This is a genomic window from Bacillus sp. VA15, assembly GCF_055721145.1.
In genome coordinates this window covers 367,701-385,012 of sequence record NZ_JBVQPQ010000004.1, presented here as the reverse complement: position 1 = coordinate 385,012, position 17,312 = coordinate 367,701, and the positions used below count along the sequence as shown (strand labels likewise).

Annotated in this window: 19 protein-coding genes; 16 read left to right on the top strand and 3 right to left on the bottom strand. The window is 43.6% G+C overall.

Annotation, left to right across the window (positions count from 1 at the left end; all coding sequences use genetic code 11):
- Positions 1–6: 6 nt before the first annotated feature.
- From mnmG to noc, 3 genes are all read left to right on the top strand, one after another.
- Positions 7–1,893, top strand: coding sequence for a tRNA uridine-5-carboxymethylaminomethyl(34) synthesis enzyme MnmG (gene mnmG, locus AC0DBE_RS13710; protein WP_003226825.1), 1,887 nt, complete (start codon positions 7–9; stop codon positions 1,891–1,893).
- Between the two features lie 13 nt (positions 1,894–1,906).
- Positions 1,907–2,626 (top strand): 16S rRNA (guanine(527)-N(7))-methyltransferase RsmG, encoded by a 720-nt coding sequence (gene rsmG, locus AC0DBE_RS13705; protein WP_061187099.1) that lies wholly within the window; start codon positions 1,907–1,909, stop codon positions 2,624–2,626.
- A gap of 121 nt (positions 2,627–2,747) precedes the next feature.
- A complete protein-coding gene (noc, locus tag AC0DBE_RS13700) occupies positions 2,748–3,599 on the top strand; it encodes a nucleoid occlusion protein (RefSeq protein ID WP_003219249.1) in 852 nt (283 codons plus the stop codon).
- A 49-nt stretch (positions 3,600–3,648) separates the two neighbouring features.
- Here the strand turns inward: noc and AC0DBE_RS13695 are convergent, their stop codons facing one another.
- On the bottom strand, positions 3,649–4,089 hold the full coding sequence (locus AC0DBE_RS13695; protein WP_472962524.1) for a PH domain-containing protein: 441 nt from the start codon (positions 4,087–4,089) through the stop codon (positions 3,649–3,651).
- 243 nt (positions 4,090–4,332) lie between these two features.
- Between AC0DBE_RS13695 and soj the strand changes: the two genes are divergently transcribed.
- A complete protein-coding gene (gene soj, locus AC0DBE_RS13690; RefSeq protein ID WP_003219244.1) occupies positions 4,333–5,094 on the top strand; it encodes a sporulation initiation inhibitor protein Soj in 762 nt (253 codons plus the stop codon).
- A complete protein-coding gene (gene spo0J / locus AC0DBE_RS13685; protein ID WP_014115894.1) occupies positions 5,087–5,935 on the top strand; it encodes a stage 0 sporulation protein Spo0J in 849 nt (282 codons plus the stop codon). Before soj ends, spo0J begins: the two co-directional genes overlap by 8 nt.
- 38 nt (positions 5,936–5,973) lie before the next feature.
- Here spo0J and yyaC read toward each other — a convergent pair whose 3' ends face one another.
- Positions 5,974–6,591: a spore protease YyaC gene (gene yyaC / locus AC0DBE_RS13680; protein WP_472962507.1), complete on the bottom strand. Its 618-nt coding sequence runs from the start codon at positions 6,589–6,591 to the stop codon at positions 5,974–5,976.
- A gap of 569 nt (positions 6,592–7,160) precedes the next feature.
- Between yyaC and AC0DBE_RS13675 the strand changes: the two genes are divergently transcribed.
- The 11 genes from AC0DBE_RS13675 to AC0DBE_RS13625 all read left to right on the top strand — a co-directional run bounded on the left by AC0DBE_RS13675 (position 7,161) and on the right by AC0DBE_RS13625 (position 15,822).
- The gene (locus tag AC0DBE_RS13675) at positions 7,161–8,177 is read left to right on the top strand and encodes a YkvI family membrane protein (protein ID WP_014115892.1); all 1,017 of its coding nucleotides are present in this window, start codon (positions 7,161–7,163) and stop codon (positions 8,175–8,177) included.
- 93 nt (positions 8,178–8,270) lie between these two features.
- Positions 8,271–8,477 (top strand): DUF951 domain-containing protein, encoded by a 207-nt coding sequence (locus AC0DBE_RS13670; protein WP_003219236.1) that lies wholly within the window; start codon positions 8,271–8,273, stop codon positions 8,475–8,477.
- Between the two features lie 50 nt (positions 8,478–8,527).
- Positions 8,528–10,531, top strand: a complete 2,004-nt coding sequence (locus AC0DBE_RS13665) for a molybdopterin-dependent oxidoreductase (protein WP_014115891.1) — start codon at positions 8,528–8,530, stop codon at positions 10,529–10,531.
- Between the two features lie 126 nt (positions 10,532–10,657).
- Positions 10,658–11,758, top strand: a complete 1,101-nt coding sequence (gene ychF / locus AC0DBE_RS13660; RefSeq protein WP_053407040.1) for a redox-regulated ATPase YchF — start codon at positions 10,658–10,660, stop codon at positions 11,756–11,758.
- Positions 11,759–11,868: 110 nt separating this feature from the next.
- Positions 11,869–12,156 carry a 30S ribosomal protein S6 gene (rpsF, locus tag AC0DBE_RS13655; protein WP_014115888.1) on the top strand — a complete coding sequence of 96 codons (288 nt, stop codon included), beginning with the start codon at positions 11,869–11,871 and terminating at the stop codon, positions 12,154–12,156.
- A gap of 40 nt (positions 12,157–12,196) precedes the next feature.
- Complete coding sequence (ssbA, locus tag AC0DBE_RS13650) at positions 12,197–12,715, top strand: single-stranded DNA-binding protein SsbA (RefSeq protein ID WP_014115887.1); 519 nt, start codon at positions 12,197–12,199, stop codon at positions 12,713–12,715.
- A gap of 43 nt (positions 12,716–12,758) precedes the next feature.
- On the top strand, positions 12,759–12,998 hold the full coding sequence (gene rpsR / locus AC0DBE_RS13645) for a 30S ribosomal protein S18 (protein ID WP_003219224.1): 240 nt from the start codon (positions 12,759–12,761) through the stop codon (positions 12,996–12,998).
- 60 nt (positions 12,999–13,058) lie between these two features.
- Positions 13,059–13,817, top strand: coding sequence for an exodeoxyribonuclease III (gene xth, locus AC0DBE_RS13640; RefSeq protein WP_268455639.1), 759 nt, complete (start codon positions 13,059–13,061; stop codon positions 13,815–13,817).
- 58 nt (positions 13,818–13,875) lie between these two features.
- Complete coding sequence (locus tag AC0DBE_RS13635; RefSeq protein WP_014115885.1) at positions 13,876–14,811, top strand: LacI family DNA-binding transcriptional regulator; 936 nt, start codon at positions 13,876–13,878, stop codon at positions 14,809–14,811.
- 55 nt (positions 14,812–14,866) lie between these two features.
- Positions 14,867–15,247, top strand: coding sequence for a VOC family protein (locus tag AC0DBE_RS13630; RefSeq protein WP_014115884.1), 381 nt, complete (start codon positions 14,867–14,869; stop codon positions 15,245–15,247).
- 17 nt (positions 15,248–15,264) lie between these two features.
- Positions 15,265–15,822 (top strand): sugar O-acetyltransferase, encoded by a 558-nt coding sequence (locus tag AC0DBE_RS13625; RefSeq protein WP_472962500.1) that lies wholly within the window; start codon positions 15,265–15,267, stop codon positions 15,820–15,822.
- Between the two features lie 30 nt (positions 15,823–15,852).
- On the opposite strand, the gene AC0DBE_RS13620 is transcribed toward AC0DBE_RS13625, so the two are convergent.
- Positions 15,853–17,208, bottom strand: a complete 1,356-nt coding sequence (locus AC0DBE_RS13620; RefSeq protein ID WP_072183176.1) for an MFS transporter — start codon at positions 17,206–17,208, stop codon at positions 15,853–15,855.
- Positions 17,209–17,312 lie beyond the last annotated feature (104 nt).

Genomic DNA, 17,312 nt, shown 5'->3' with positions numbered 1-17,312 from the left:
AGAATCATGGGGTATGAAGCAGGCCAATACGATGTGATTGTGATTGGCGCCGGGCATGCCGGTGTTGAGGCTGCCCTCGCATCAGCACGCCAAGGCGCCAAAACGCTTGTCTTGACCATCAACTTAGATATGGTTGCATTTATGCCATGTAATCCGTCTGTCGGCGGTCCCGCAAAAGGGATTGTCGTCCGCGAAATTGACGCGCTCGGCGGAGAAATGGGCAGAAACATCGATAAAACGCATATTCAAATGAGAATGCTGAATACTGGAAAAGGTCCTGCGGTCCGTGCATTGCGTGCGCAAGCAGACAAATTCCAATATCAGCACGAAATGAAAAATACGCTTGAAAAAGAACCAAACTTAACATTGCTGCAAGGAATTGTGGAACGGCTGATTGTTGAAGACGGCGAATGCCGCGGTGTTATTACACAAACCGGCGCACATTATCGTGCGAAAGCAGTTGTCATGACGACAGGGACATATTTAAGAGGACGAATCATTCTTGGTGATCTGTCTTACTCAAGCGGTCCGAATAACCAGCAGCCTTCTATTAAGCTTTCTGAGCATTTGGAGGAACTGGGCTTTGACCTCGTTCGTTTTAAAACAGGTACGCCGCCTCGCGTCAAAAGCGACACGATTGATTACAGCAAAACGGAAATTCAGCCTGGTGACGATGTGCCTCGCGCTTTCTCATATGAAACAGTGGAATATATTACAGATCAGCTCCCTTGCTGGCTGACATATACAAGCCCTGAGACACATGAGATTATTGACAGCAACCTGCACCGTTCACCGATGTATTCCGGTATGATCAAAGGTACGGGCCCAAGATATTGTCCGTCCATTGAAGATAAAGTTGTCCGATTTAATGATAAACCGCGTCACCAGATCTTCCTTGAGCCGGAAGGCAGAAATACGCAGGAAGTCTATGTCCAAGGGTTATCTACAAGTCTGCCAGAAGATGTACAGCAAAGAATGCTTGCAACGATTCCTGGTCTTGAAAACGTGCAAATGATGAGAGCCGGCTATGCGATCGAGTACGATGCGATCGTACCGACACAGCTATGGCCGACACTTGAAACGAAAAAAATCACAAATCTTTACACTGCAGGCCAAATTAACGGAACATCCGGTTATGAAGAGGCTGCGGGACAAGGGATTATGGCGGGAATCAATGCAGGGCGAAAAGCGCTTGGAAAAGAAGAAGTGATTCTAAGCCGTTCTGACGCCTACATTGGTGTTCTGATTGATGACCTTGTAACAAAAGGAACCAATGAACCATACCGTCTTTTGACATCACGTGCTGAATACAGATTGCTTCTTCGCCATGACAATGCTGATTTGCGTCTGACAGAAATCGGACACCGCATTGGATTGATTTCTGATGAGAGATATGCAGCTTTTGAGAAGAAAAAAGCGGCGATTGAAGCGGAGAAAAAACGTCTGCACTCTGTGATTATCAAGCCGTCACCGGAAAATCAAGAATATATCCGTTCTCTTGGCGGAAGCGAATTGAAAGATGGAGTTCGCGGCACAGACTTGATGAAACGTCCTGAAATGAACTATGAAACAGTCACAAAACTGGCGCCGCCAGAAGTGCCGGTTCCGCAAGACGTGGCAGAACAAGTAGAAATCCAAGTGAAATATGAAGGATATATTGAAAAATCCCTTCAACAAGTGGAAAAACTGAAGAAGATGGAAAACAAAAAAATTCCGGATCGAATTGATTATGACGCAATCAAAGGGATCGCGACTGAGGCGCGTCAAAAGCTGAAAAATGTGCGTCCTTTGTCTGTTGCCCAAGCTTCCCGTATTTCCGGTGTAAACCCGGCGGACATTTCAATTCTATTGGTGTATTTAGAGCAGGGACGCATTGCGAAGATAGCCGAGTAGAAAGGATGACGGCATGAATATTGAAGAATTCACTTCTAGTTTGGCGGAAAAAGGGATCTCCCTTTCTCCCCGTCAGCTGGAGCAATTTGAGCTGTATTACGACATGCTGGTTGAATGGAACGAAAAAATCAATCTGACTTCAATTACAGAGAAAAAAGAAGTGTATCTTAAGCATTTTTATGATTCCATTACAGCTGCTTTTTATGTCGACTTCAATCAAGTGAACACGATTTGTGATGTCGGAGCGGGAGCGGGTTTTCCGAGTCTTCCGATTAAAATATGCTTTCCGCACCTCCATGTCACAATCGTGGATTCACTAAACAAACGGATTACATTTTTAGAAAAGTTGTCTGAAGCTTTGCAATTGGAGAATACGAACTTCTGCCATGACCGAGCTGAAACATTCGGACAGCGGAAAGACGTACGGGAAAGCTATGATATTGTGACGGCGCGAGCAGTTGCAAGACTATCTGTTTTGAGCGAACTTTGTCTGCCTCTGGTGAAGAAAAACGGTTTGTTTGTTGCTTTAAAAGCCGCATCAGCTGAAGAAGAACTGAATGCCGGCAAAAAAGCAATCACGACGCTTGGAGGAGAACTTGAGAATATCCATTCCTTTAAGCTGCCTATTGAAGAAAGCGATCGTAATATTATGGTGATACGCAAGACAAAAAATACACCTAAGAAGTATCCAAGAAAACCGGGAACTCCTAATAAATCGCCAATTGAAGGGTAATTTAGACAGCCTGATATGACAATACCATCATATTTTCATCAAAATTGATGGATGTACAGCAGGAAAAACCATGAGAAAATAGAATTATAAAAATGGCAGTTTTTAAAGGTGGTGTAGGTACATGAAGCATTCATTCTCTCGTTTCTTCGGGCTTGGTGAGAAGGAACAGGAACCGGAGATTGCTGAACATGAGACAAACAAAGAAGAGATTCTGGAAATACCGGTAAATGCTATCGTTCCCAACCGTTTTCAGCCACGCACCATTTTCTCAGATGAAAAAATCAAAGAGTTAGCAATGACCATCCATACACACGGCATTATTCAGCCGATTGTTGTCAGGCATACAGAAGAAGAGGGCCAATACGAACTCATTGCAGGTGAAAGACGCTGGAGAGCGGTACAATCGCTCGAGTGGGAAAAGATTCCGGCTATTATTAAGGATTTTTCCGACACGGAAACCGCTTCTGTGGCGTTAATTGAAAACTTGCAGCGGGAAGAACTGTCTTCTATTGAGGAAGCGCATGCCTATGCACGGCTTCTTGAACTGCATGACTTAACTCAAGAAGCACTCGCACAGCGTTTAGGAAAAGGGCAATCCACAATTGCGAATAAGCTGCGGTTATTAAAGCTGCCTCAGCCGGTCCAAGACGCGATTATGGAGAAGAAAATCACTGAGCGTCATGCCAGAGCGCTGATTCCGCTGAAGCAGCCTGAGCTCCAAGTCACACTGCTCACAGAGATTATTGAGAAAAGTTTAAATGTAAAGCAGACGGAAGACCGCGTGGTGAAAATGCTGGAGCAAGGCCAAAGAAAACCAAAGCCGAGACGCAAAGCGTTCAGCAGAGATACAAGAATTGCAATGAACACGATTCGCCAGTCACTATCAATGGTTGAAGACAGCGGTGTAAAATTGAATACGGAAGAAGAAGAATTTGAAGAATATATTCAATTAACGATTCGCATACCAAAATAAAAGCTCTCCTGAAAAGCAGGAGAGCTTTTATTCTTATTGTAAAAGGAAATTAATTACTTTTAGTGGATAATGTTATATTGGAATTCTTTTCTTCGAGCTTGTGGATAAATTCTTCAGTATTTTGCGGAGAAATCACTGCATGTCCCCAGCCTCTCTGATAATATATCGTGATGGCATGACGAGAGCCGATCAGACGAAAACCTGACCACAGCTTCTTTTTTTGAACCACTTTGTCGATTTTTTCGTAAGGAATTTGATGTTTGATCAGTCCGGCTTTAATGATCAGATGATGTGCCCTTAATACATATTTCAGATCAATAAAGCTCCAAATGATGAGCACATTTAAAAGAGTCAGCAGAGTAAAAATGATCCAGCCTGAACCCCTCACATTACCCAGCACAAAAGGAACAATGGCATCTGCTTGTATCAGTAATATAAGGAACAAAATCATCAGCGTAACGGGTATATCTCTCTTTGTTTTATAAACCATATTCTCACCGTCCTGTACGTTCTGCACTGTAACTTCTTCTTTTTTTCTTTAAGAAATTCCTTTTTTAAGTCAAAAAAACATAGAAATTGCAGAATTTATAAGAGAAAGCATATGACAAGCTTGAATTTTCAATTATTTCCCTTCTGAATCGGAACAAAATGATGAAAAAAATGAAACGCTTTAATCTTTTTTTGATAGAATAGAAGCAAGATAGTACATGTTCATGTGAAAGTAGGTGACATCGTGGGAAAAATCATAGCAATTACGAACCAAAAAGGCGGAGTGGGCAAAACAACGACGTCTGTCAACCTTGGGGCATGCTTAGCTTACATAGGGAAAAGGGTTCTGCTGGTAGATATTGATCCGCAGGGGAATGCGACAAGCGGATTAGGGATTGAAAAAGCCGATGTAGAGCAGTGTGTGTACGATATTTTAGTAGATGATGCAGATGTAATAGATATTATTAAAGCAACGACAGTAGAGAACTTGGACGTGATTCCTGCGACCATTCAGCTTGCTGGAGCTGAAATCGAGTTGGTTCCGACGATTTCCAGAGAAGTGAGACTGAAGAGGGCGCTTGAAGCAGTAAAGCAGAATTATGATTATATTATCATTGATTGTCCGCCGTCATTGGGGCTGCTGACGATTAACGCGCTTACTGCCTCAGATTCCGTTGTGATTCCTGTACAGTGCGAATATTACGCCCTGGAGGGGCTCAGCCAGTTATTAAATACAGTACGTCTTGTGCAAAAGCATTTGAATACTGATTTAATGATTGAAGGTGTATTGCTGACAATGCTTGATGCCCGGACGAATCTCGGTATTCAAGTCATTGAAGAGGTTAAAAAATATTTTAGAGATAAAGTATATAAGACGGTTATTCCGCGTAATGTCCGTCTGAGCGAGGCACCGAGTCACGGAAAACCCATCATTTTATACGATCCGCGGTCAAGAGGTGCGGAAGTATATTTAGATTTAGCAAAGGAAGTGGCTGCGAATGGCTAAAGGCCTTGGAAAAGGGATTAATGCGTTGTTTAATCAGGTCGATTTGTCTGAAGAGACAGTTGAAGAAATTAAAGTTGCCGATTTACGCCCTAATCCTTATCAGCCAAGAAAACACTTTGACGACGAGGCATTAGCTGAACTAAAAGAATCTGTGCTGCAGCATGGCATTCTTCAGCCTCTTATCGTCAGAAAATCTTTAAAAGGCTATGATATTGTTGCGGGGGAACGGCGTTTTCGAGCGGCAAAGCTGGCGGGTTTAGACACAGTTCCGGCGATTGTCCGTGAATTATCAGAGGCTTTAATGAGAGAAATTGCTTTATTGGAAAACCTTCAGCGTGAAGATTTATCGCCGCTTGAAGAGGCTCAGGCCTATGACTCCTTGCTGAAACACTTAGATCTCACGCAAGAACAGCTTGCCAAACGTCTTGGGAAAAGCAGACCGCATATTGCGAATCATTTAAGATTGCTGACATTGCCAGAAAACATTCAGCAGCTTATTGCCGATGGTACGCTTTCCATGGGGCATGGACGCACGCTTCTTGGCCTGAAAAACAAAAATAAGCTTGAACCGCTTGTACAAAAAGTGATTGCGGAGCAGCTCAATGTTCGCCAGCTTGAGCAGCTGATTCAGCAGTTAAATGAGAATGTTTCACGTGAAACAAAGAAAAAAGAACCTGTGAAAGACGCGGTTCTAAAAGAACGGGAATCTTATCTCCAAAATTATTTTGGAACAACGGTTAATATTAAAAGACAAAAGAAAAAAGGTAAAATCGAAATCGAATTTTTCTCTAATGAAGATCTTGACCGGATTTTAGAACTTTTGTCTGAACGAGAATCATAAATAAAGAAACCATCTTTCAAGCGAAGATGGTTTTTGTTTTATATTCGTCCAGTGAGCCTTTGCAGCGGGTTAAGGCGTTCCTGCCTCCACTCTGTTCGATCTGTTAAACTCAATCCTTCTGCAAGAACATTTGCCATATTCATGACTAAGTGTAGCCTTGTATTTTGCAATACAAAGTATTCCATAAAACCACTCACATTCACAATTCCGTTAATATGAAGATCTCCCACTTCAGGAAGGTCTTTTTGCACACCAGCCCCAGGCTTTAATGGCCCTTCTCCGATTTGAAACGATCCTACACTTTTAACGCGTCCTAAGCATGCATCGACCGCTATAATAAATGGGTTTTTATGTAATTTTTGAATGTCATTGATTTTATCCTTCATGTTCACAGCATGGACGGGATCAGATAGGGTTCCATAGACATGGAATCTGGTGAGTGGCATTTGTTTGAGTTTCATTCCTACGAGCGGGCCTAATGAATCACCGGTTGAACGGTCTGTTCCGATACAAACCACGACAATTGGTTTGCCGGCAGCTTTACGTAAGGATGAAGAAAGGATGGTTTGGATTTGTTTTGCTGCTGCTGCATCTGTATGTAAAACATATTGCTTTACTCGTTCCTGAGAGGAAAAAAGCCCGCCTTTTCGATTCATAGGTTTCACTTCCTTGTTATAGTAGGTAACAGAATTGCTATGGTGTGTGCCTAGTTATGTAAGGTTGTTTACAGTATATCCAGCAGTATGATTTTTTATGCTTTGTGTAGACACCGGATATTTTCAAAAATAGAGGATTGATATGAGTGCTTAGAGGGGTTGGTTATAAGTATTGTGCTCCAATGCCTCTATTATGATCAAGCTGTGGTCTGCTTACAAAACAGTTGAAAATGCATAGATGTCTACATTGGAAGGGCAATACCGACAAAGTTTAGGATTCTGGGATCAGAAGTGATTTCAATCCGTCTGTTTCTTGTCATACAATACATTATCTATTTCGGCAGCATAGGATATCGGGGTGAAGATGCATACAGAGGTTCTTACCTTATTTCCACTGACAAATTAATATCCCGTTTTAGACTGCCTTCATTGGCAGTCTTTTTTATGTGTATTTTGTATGATAATTTCACCTTGTGGTCAATGTCTATGAAAATATGGCATGTTTGCTTTCAGTTATTTATATAGTAACAATAACGGGAAAAAGCTGAACTCTGTGCTATGAGGTGATGATGTTGTGGAGAGCCGGAATGAAGTGGATGCTGCTCATATTAGGGAGCCTGATCGGGGCCGGATATGCGAGCGGTCAGGAGATATGGCAGTTTTTTGGGGCGGAAAGCGGACTTGCTATTGTGCTGTTTACAATCATGTTCATTTTCTCGTCTTATATTGTGATGAAAATCAGTTTTAAGGTTCAATCCACTCATTTTCTGCCGGTTCTGGAGCATTTGATGGGACCATGGCTGGCGAAAATTTATGATGTCCTCATCGTTTTTTATTTGTTTTCGACGACTATGGTGATGATTGCCGGAGGCGGTGTGACCCTGCAAATGTACAAGCTTCCTTTCTGGTGGGGAATCGCGCTGATTTGTATCGTGACCGTGTGTTTGTTTTTCTGGGATGTGAAAGGAATATTATCAGTAAATGGTTTTTTAATACCTGTTTTAGTAGCAGGGCTGCTGTATGCGCTGATCTCCTTTCAGAGCACCCATCATCATACGTGGACGATTGATTTGACTCGGCAGTATAACTGGCCTGCGAGCATTACGTTTACCTCTTTAAACATTCTTTCAGTTGTCGCGATTTTATCCTCCGTTGGGAAAGAAATGAAAGGACTCGGAGAAGCGAAAATCGCCAGTGTGGCAAGCGGACTTATTTTTGGCGTGATCTCTTTTGTTTATAATGAAACGTTAGTGGAGTTGGCGGGCTCCCTTTCCCAGTTTGAAATACCGTTGTTTGCCGTTTTGGAGGGAGCGCCTTATCTCCTTTTTTTATGTATGACGGCGGTGCTTTGTCTGGCGATTTACACGACGACGGTAGCTGGTTTGCTGGGGCTGTCCAGCCGGCTGATGGCGTTTGTTCATATGCCAAGATGGATGATTGTGTTGATTCTGTTAGTGTTAATGGTGCCATTTACCTCTTTCGGGTTTTCTGATTTGATCGCGTTCTTGTATCCGATATACGGGATGCTGAATTTATATTTGTTAGTTTGTCTGCTGTTATATCCTATTTTGAGTAAATGGAAATAAGAGGATACCTTTCTTTTCAGATATCTTGATTGCTCTTATGATCAGTTTTTTTGTACAATAGATACAGCAGTTTATGAAAAGAGGTGAAGGGTCTTGGCGGATAAAGACTTTGGCCTGAATGATATCGTAGAAATGAAAAAACCGCATCCATGCGGAGCGAACAGCTGGAAAATTATACGCATGGGAATGGATATTCGAATTAAGTGTGAGGGATGTTCTCACAGTGTAATGATTCCGAGAAAAGAATTTGAAAGAAAACTAAAAAAAGTACTTGTCAAGCATGAGGAGCCTACTTCGTAAAAAGGCCGGCACTCATGCTTTTTCATATAGAAGGTAAGGAGAAGACGGCGATGAGCAAAGTGCATCAGTCAGCATGTCCGCTGAATTGCTGGGACAGCTGCGGCTTTTTGGTGACTGTTGAAGACGGAAAGGTAACAAAGGTGGACGGAGATCCGAACCATCCGATTACGGAAGGCAAAATCTGCGGCCGCGGCAGAATGCTTGAGACAAAAACAAATTCGCCTCAGCGGCTCCGCTATCCGATGAAAAAACAAAATGGCGAGTTTGTGCGAATTTCCTGGAATCAGGCACTTGATGAAATTGCCGGCAAACTTCGGGAGATCAAGGAAAAATCGGAGACAACTGCTGTTTTGCACAGCCACGATTATGCGAATAACGGTTTGTTAAAAGCGCTAGACCAGCGTTTTTTTAATGGGTATGGCGGCGTGACTGAAATCGTCGGAAGCATATGCTGGGGCTCCGGTATCGAGGCACAAAGCTGGGATTTCGGCCGTTCGTATGGGCACGGCCCGCTTGATATTTACAACAGCAAACATGTTGTTGTGTGGGGAAGAAATGTATCCAGAACGAATATGCACTTATACCATCACTTGCAGCAGGTGAAGAAAAAGGGCGCCACAATTACTGTGATTGACCCGATCTTCAATCCGACTGCCAAGCTTGCAGACCGCTATATCTCTGTAAAGCCGGGAATGGATGGCTGGCTTGCGGCAGCTGTTTTGAAGGTTCTGATTGAGACAGGGAGAACGGATGAGACATTTATTTCTGAGCACTCTGTCGGTTTTGATGATGTAAAAGAGCTTTTGAACACCGTTTCTCTAGAAGAGTTTATTGTAAAAACAGAAACTTCTATGGAGGAGCTGGAGTATCTGGCCGGTTTGTATGCCGATGGCCCGGTGTCTACTTTTATGGGGCTTGGTATGCAGCGCTATAAAAACGGGGGCGGAACGATTCGCTGGATTGATGCACTCGTTGCGGCAAGCGGAAATGTCGGAATTAAAGGTGGCGGCGCGAATTTCGGGAATGTCCAAATAGGTGAGAGCTTTGCGAAAACGAAGCTGACGCTCCCGGAGTTAAAAACAACATCACGTTCGTTTTCAATGATGACGCAGGCTGAAGAGGTACTAACGGCTGCTGATCCAGCGATCGAGATGATTATCGTGACGTGCGGAAACCCGTTGACCCAGGTGCCAAACACACATAAAGTGAGACAAGCGTTTGAAAAGGTTCCGATGACGGTAGCGATTGATTCTATCATGACGGATACGGCAAAGCTATGTGACTATGTTTTGCCGACAGCCACTGTTTTTGAAGAAGAGGATATCTACTATTCCAGCATGTATCACCATTACGTTCAATACGGGAAAAAGCTTGTGGAGCCGCAGGGTGAAGCGAAGTCGGACAGCTGGATCTGGTCAGAGCTTGCAAAACGCCTTGGATTTGGCGAGTTGTTTGAACACAGCACTGAAGAATTTTTGGAAATGGGGCTTTCTTCATTGGAGGCAGAGGATGTGACGCTAGAGCGACTGAAAGAAAAAGGCCATCTCCCTCTTCCAGTCAAGCAAGTGCCGTGGGATGACTATCAGTTTTTGACGCCGAGCGGAAAATTTGAATTTACTTCGTCGCTAGCTGAGGAAAAAGGGTTTAGCGGCTTGCTTCAATTAAATGTGCCCGAAGAATCTGCTTTCCATAATGAGGATTTAGCTGGAAAGTATCCTTACACGCTGTTGTCCATTCATCCGCAGCGTTCTAATCATTCTCAGCATGTGCCGTTTATTGAAAAGCTTCAGCATATTCAAGTCGATATTTCTCCAGACATAGCGGTGGAGCAGAACCTTCAGGACGGAGACGAGGTTGCCATCTTTAATGACCGCGGGCGCTTGACGGGCAAGGTGAAAGTGATGAAGCAGGCTCACCCGAAGACGATTAATATAGATGAAGGCATGTGGGCGGCTTTTGGAGGTTCAGTCAATGCACTGACAAATGATACAAATTCTGATAATGGAATGGGAAGCACGCTTTTTGACTGTTTAGTAGGCTTGAAAAAAGCGTAACCAAAGGGATTGGCAGGCTGAAAATGCTTTTTTGTCAGCTTGTCTTTTCCAGTGAACCTCCTTATAATTGCTCTAGGTTCAAAATACGTTTATACAATGACGGTTTTATATAGAGGAGATGAAAGAATGGCTTTAACAGCTGGAATTGTTGGTTTGCCAAACGTCGGGAAATCAACGCTATTTAACGCAATTACACAGGCCGGTGCCGAATCAGCCAACTACCCGTTCTGTACAATTGATCCGAACGTGGGAATTGTAGAAGTACCTGATGATCGTCTGCAAAAGCTGACTGAGCTGGTCAAACCGAAGAAGACTGTGCCGACTGCTTTTGAATTCACTGATATTGCAGGGATCGTAAAAGGTGCGTCTAAAGGAGAAGGACTCGGTAACAAATTTCTTTCTCACATTCGCCAGGTTGATGCAATTTGCCACGTTGTCCGTGCTTTTTCTGATGACAACATTACACACGTTTCTGGAAAAGTTGATCCGATTGATGACATTGAAACGATCAACCTTGAGTTGATCCTCGCTGATATGGAAACAGTTGAAAAGCGGATTACACGCGTCAGCAAACTTGCGAAGCAAAAAGATAAAGAAGCTGTATTTGAGTTTGAGATTCTGTCTAAACTGAAAGAAGCGTTTGAGAGTGAAAAGCCTGCTCGTTCTGTTGAGTTCACTGAAGAGCAGCAAAAGCTTGTGAAGCAGCTTCATTTACTGACTTCGAAGCCTATTTTGTACGTTGCAAACGTAAGTGAAGATGAAGTAGCTGATCCGTCTGGCAATGAAAATGTAGCGAAGATTCGCGAGTACGCTGCCGGCGAAAATGCAGAAGTTATCGTTGTTTGTGCGAAAATCGAATCCGAAATCGCCGAGCTTGAAGGCGATGAAAAGCAAATGTTCCTTGAAGAGCTTGGCATTGAAGAATCAGGGCTTGATCAGTTGATCAAAGCATCATACTCCCTTCTTGGCCTTGCAACATATTTCACAGCCGGAGAACAGGAAGTCAGAGCTTGGACATTCAAAAAAGGCATGAAGGCCCCTGAGTGTGCAGGAATTATTCATAGTGACTTTGAGCGCGGCTTCATTCGTGCTGAAACTGTTGCTTATGAGGATCTTCTTGCGGGCGGCGGTATGACAGGAGCGAAAGAAGCAGGAAAAGTCCGTCTCGAAGGAAAAGAGTACGTTGTTCAAGACGGAGACGTTATTCATTTCCGATTTAATGTATAGGATGCAGTTGTAAAGGGACAAGAGCTTTGGTATAATATAAAATTGTGAGTAATAGAATTATTGCTCCTTGCCCATTATGGGCCGCTTAGTCCAAAAGGAGGTGCAAACAGATGAGAAAGTACGAAGTTATGTACATTATCCGCCCAAACATTGACGATGAGTCTAAAAAAGCAGTTATCGAGCGTTTCAACAACGTTCTGACTTCTAACGGTGCGGAGATCACTGGAACAAAGGATTGGGGTAAACGTCGTCTTGCTTACGAAATCAACGATTTCCGCGACGGTTTCTACCAAATCTTAAACGTTCAAGCTGACGCTGCGGCAGTTCAAGAATTTGACCGTCTAGCTAAGATCAGTGACGATATCATTCGCCACATTGTTGTTAAAGAAGAAGAATAAGCAATTTTGAAATATATAATGGTAAAAGGTGGTCTTTCTTATGCTTAACCGAGTTGTATTAGTCGGAAGACTGACAAAAGACCCAGAGCTTCGTTATACGCCAAACGGTGCGGCTGTTGCTACGTTTACTCTTGCTGTGAATCGTACATTTACGAACCAGTCCGGAGAACGTGAGGCCGATTTCATTAATTGTGTCACTTGGAGAAGACAAGCCGAAAACGTTGCAAACTTCCTGAAAAAAGGAAGCCTTGCAGGCGTAGATGGCCGTTTACAAACAAGAAACTATGAAAACCAGCAAGGACAGCGTGTCTTCGTGACTGAGGTCCAAGCTGAAAGTGTTCAATTTCTTGAGCCGAAAAACGGCGGCGGTTCTGGTTCAGGTGGATACAACGAAGGAAATAGCGGCGGAGGCCAGTACTTTGGCGGAGGCCAAAATGATAATCCATTCGGGGGAAATCAAAACAACCAGAAACGCAATCAGGGGAACAGCTTTAATGATGACCCATTTGCCAACGACGGCAAACCGATTGACATCTCGGATGACGATCTTCCATTCTAATGAGATTATCACCTAAATTGAAAAAGAAAGGAGGGAAATGACAATGGCAGGAGGACGCAGAGGCGGTCGTGCGAAACGCCGTAAGGTGTGTTATTTCACTTCTAACGGTATCACGCACATCGACTACAAAGATGTAGATCTTCTTAAAAAGTTTGTTTCTGAGCGCGGTAAAATTTTACCACGTCGTGTAACTGGAACAAACGCTAAATACCAACGTAAATTGACTGCAGCGATCAAACGCGCTCGTCAAATGGCTTTACTTCCGTACGTAAGCGGTGAGTAAGCTGATACGTAAAGAGCAAGGACCTTCGGGTTCTTGCTCTTTTTTATAGGGGGATGAAACATGAAGCTGATTTCTTGGAATGTAAACGGCCTGCGGGCTGTCATGAGAAAGATGGATTTCCTCTCTTATCTGAAAGAAGAGGATGCAGATATTATATGTCTTCAGGAAACAAAGATACAGGACGGCCAGGTTGATCTCCAGCCTGAAGGCTATCATGTGTATTGGAATTATGCAGTGAAAAAAGGATATTCCGGCACAGCTGTTTTTTCAAAACAAAAGCCGCTGCGTGTCATGTACGGAATCGGAATAGAAGAGCATGACCAAGAAGGCAGAGTGATTACGCTGGAATTTGAAAACTTGTTTGTGATGACCGTTTACACGCCCAATTCCAAAAGAGGATTGGAGCGAATCGATTATCGGATGCAATGGGAAGAGGCTTTATTATCTTATATTCTTGAATTGGATAAGAAAAAGCCGGTCATTTTATGCGGTGATTTGAATGTAGCCCATCAGGAGATCGATTTGAAAAATCCAAAGGCGAACCGAAATAACGCCGGATTTTCTGATCAAGAAAGAGGAGCATTCACTCGTTTCTTAGAAGCAGGCTTTGTTGACTCATTCCGCCATGTCTATCCTGATCTTGAAGGCGCTTATTCCTGGTGGTCGTATCGTGCCGGGGCCCGGGACAGAAATATCGGATGGCGTCTCGATTATTTTGTTGTGTCCGAAAGGCTTAAGGAACAGATTGAGGATGCCAGCATATCAGCGGACGTCATGGGTTCCGACCATTGTCCTGTTGAACTTATGATCAATATATGATGAGATAGCAGTAAGGAATTTACACTTACTGCTTTTTTATATGAAAAAGGAGAAAGAGATGGCAAACATAAAAGAGATTGCAAGACTGGCCAATGTATCTGTTTCGACTGTTTCGCGTGTGTTGAATCATCATCCATATGTGTCTGAAGAAAAGAGAAAGCTTGTTCATCAAGTCATGAAGGAATTAGATTACACACCAAATCGAACCGCAATCGATCTCATTCGCGGGAAAACCCATACGGTCGGTGTGATCCTGCCTTATAGCGATCATCCCTGCTTTGATAAAATCGTAAATGGAATCACTAAGGCGGCGTTTCAGCAAGAGTATGCAACGACCCTCCTCCCCACCAATTATAACCCCGCTATTGAAATCAAATATCTAGAGCTGTTAAGAACGAAGAAAATAGACGGTCTCATCATTACATCCCGCGCCAATGACTGGAACAGCATTATCGCTTATCAGGAGTATGGGCCGATCATCGCTTGTGAGGATACCGGAGACATTGATGTCCCATGTGCGTACAATGACAGAAAAGCTGCTTATACAGAAAGCTTTCGCTATCTAAAGAGCCGTGGGCATGAAAATATTGCTTTTACGTGCGTCAGAGAAGCCGACAGGAGTCCGAGCACGTCTGATAAAGCTGCGGCCTATAAAGCCGTTTACGGGAGGCTGGAAGACCGTCATATGCTGTCTGGTTGCAATGGGATGAATGACGGTGCGCGGGCAGCTGAACATTATTATACGAGCGAGCGGGTTCCGACTGCTATTTATGCAAATAGTGATGAAGTGGCAGCTGGAATTTATGTATTTGCCCAAAAGAATAAATGGGATGTTGAAATCATTGGCGAGGGGAATTCTTCTATCAGCCGTGTTCTTGGTTTTCCGTCGCTTGATTTGAATCTTGAGCAACTCGGCATCGCAGCATTCTCTCTATTTATGCAGGATGAACCCATTGATATCAAAATTCAGCATCAATTCGAGAAAAAAGCTTGAACTGAAATGCATTTCATACTTTATAACTTCATTGAAGGTGAAGGAGGAGGAAGAAATGCGGATTGAACATACAGCGATCTGGGTCAACGATTTAGAGCGAATGAAGGCTTTTTATGAAACGTATTTTAACGGCAAAGCGAATGATCTATACCATAATGAGAAAAAAGATTTTAAGTCTTATTTTATTACGTTTGATTCCGGAGCAAGGCTGGAAATTATGAAAAAAGGAAATGTGACTGATCCGCCTTCACAAACGATGACAGGCTGGGCCCATATTGCCTTTTCCGTTGGAAGCCGGGAGAAGGTTGATGAACTGACTGATCAATTGAAGAAGGATGGTTTCGCAGTAGTAAACGGTCCGCGGACAACAGGAGACGGCTACTATGAAAGTGTGATTGAAGATGATGAAGGAAATTTGATCGAGATTACAATCTGACATCTGGAGTGACTTGAATGATGAGGACAGAAAAAGAAAAAATGGCAGCCGGAGAATTATACAATCCGGAAGATCAACAACTGCTACTAGAACGCAAACATGCGAGACAGCTGACTAGACAATATAACGAAACACCAGAAGATGATACAGTGCGGACGGAGTTTTTGAAGGAGCTGCTCGGTTCGATTGGTGATCAAGTCACGATTTTGCCGACATTTCGCTGTGATTATGGCTATCACATTCATATTGGAGACCATACATTTGTTAATTTTGACTGTGTCATTTTAGATGTGTGTGAAGTGCGTATCGGACGTCATTGTTTGATTGCGCCAGGTGTACATATCTACACGGCCGGTCATCCTCTTGATCCGATTGAAAGGAAGTCCGGGCAGGAGTTCGGTAAGCCTGTGACAATTGGAGATCATGTTTGGATCGGAGGCCGGGCAGTGATTAACCCGGGAGTGACGATCGGCGATAACGCGGTGATCGCATCAGGGTCTGTTGTGACTAAGGATGTACCTGCTAATACGGTTGTAGGCGGAAACCCTGCGAGGATGTTGAAGGAATTGAAATGAAATCAGTGCGGCAGATCCGCACTGACTTTTTTAAATCTGTTTCGCATTCGTTTTAGGGCCGAAGCAGATTAACAGCACGGAGCATGCGAGCCAGCAGCCGCCGATAAATAAGAAGACGCTGACATAGCCGAGCTGAACGGCGATAAATCCGACGAGCAATGAGCCAAAAATGTTTGAAAAGCGGCCGAGGCCGTAGGCTAAACCACTGCCAGACGAACGGTATTCAGTCGGATAAGGTTCAGACGTATAGGCGTATAAGTTCGAGGTGAAAACCCGTTCCGTGATATTCACGATAAAACCAAACACAATGATCATGATCGGAATAAAAGTCATGCCATATAAGAGACCGGCGATGGCTGTCAAAAATGCGCTGGCGGCTAAAATCCACTTTCTCTGAAATCTTTCAGAAATCATGGAACCGAGCAATGCGCCAAGCGGAGCGCCGACGGAGTGCAATACGTTATACCACAATGTATTTTCCATGGAGACTCCATTGCTTTTTAACAGGCTGGGAACCCATGAGGCAAATCCGTAAAATCCAAACGTTTCAAAAATCCATACAGCAGATAACACAATGGTGATTTTAAGGTTTCTTCCTTTCAATAACCCTGCATAACCGGCATGCTTCTGAACGATACTGTTTGCTTTAGGCTGAGCTGGTGCCGGAAGCGGGCCTTTCTCTTGTTCAACCTGCGCCTCAATTCTGTTGAGGATCGCATCAGCTTTCGCATATTCACCGCGATTTTCGTGCCAGCGAGGTGACTCTTCGAGACGGCGGATAAAGAAAAAATAAATAAGGCCGACGGCACCCCATACAAATACAAGCCTCCATCCCCATGAACCGAGCGGAATGACAAAGGCAGACACAATATTGGTGATCGGAACGCCGATCAATCCAATCATGGCACAGAAAGAAATATATTTCCCGCGGACACTGGAAGGAAAAAATTCTGCCAGATAGCTATTGGTAATAACCATGGCCGCTGCGACACCAAATCCGGTAAGAAAACGGAATGTCATTAAAGACGGGATGTCCCATGCCGTGGCATTGCATAGCGATGCGATTGAGAAAACAAACACAAATAGATTTAAGGCTCTTTTGCGGCCAATTCGATCGGACAGCCTTCCACCCAGTGATGCGCCTAAAAACATGCCTAAAAACGAAGCCGCCGTTACATTGGCAATGGTTGAAAGCGGGATGCCCCAATGCTCGATCAGTGCCGGCGCTACATTGCTGAGGGTAAATAAATCTGCAAGATCAAAGAAATAAACAATGCCGAGAGCGGTTAATACTTGGAAGTGAACGCGAGAAATCGGAAGGCGGTCTAAACGATTCGCTGCGTTTGAGAAAGGATGTGTGTTTTTCTGTTTGAAGATCGTATTCATAAAAAACCCCCTTTTAAGTAGTAAGAAAAGACTGAAAACTCCCCTCTTGGGAATATTATAAGTATCTTGATTCATTGGCGACAGAGTTCAAATCACTAGATGGA